The sequence below is a fragment of the Ochrobactrum sp. SFR4 genome (genome assembly GCF_019730395.1).
Taxonomy (GTDB): Bacteria; Pseudomonadota; Alphaproteobacteria; order Rhizobiales; family Rhizobiaceae; genus Pseudochrobactrum.
In genome coordinates this window covers 1-329 of sequence record NZ_JAAPBB010000476.1, presented here as the reverse complement: position 1 = coordinate 329, position 329 = coordinate 1, and the positions used below count along the sequence as shown (strand labels likewise).

At 53.5% G+C, this 329-nt stretch carries 1 protein-coding gene; it reads right to left on the bottom strand.

Features of this window, described 5'->3' with window-relative positions; genetic code table 11:
• On the bottom strand, window positions 1-206 hold a 206-nt coding region (locus HBA93_RS19875), incomplete at its 3' end, for an ABC transporter permease subunit (protein WP_221724432.1).
• Window positions 207-329 lie beyond the last annotated feature (123 nt).

Here is a 329-nt window from a genome sequence, read left to right as displayed (position 1 = left end):
AGCAGCGGCGTGCCGCGGATCAGCCAGACATAGAAATTGACAATTGCAGCTATCGGGCGCGGCGCAAACAGCCTTATGAGCGCTACAAACAGCCCGAGTGTGGTGCCGAACAGAAACGACAGCAATGTCAGCGGAATAGTAAAGATCAGAGCAGCCCATAAAAGCGGCCCTAAAGAGTCAAGCATCAGAGATAAAATGTCAGCCATTTATGCGTCCCCGCTATGTTTGTTGCCCCTCAAGCGGACTTATGTGGTTTTCACAGGTTCCGGCCCTCATTTGCGGGCGCGGAAAGCCGGCGATCTGTGACCGCCGGCTTTTTCCTTTCAAAG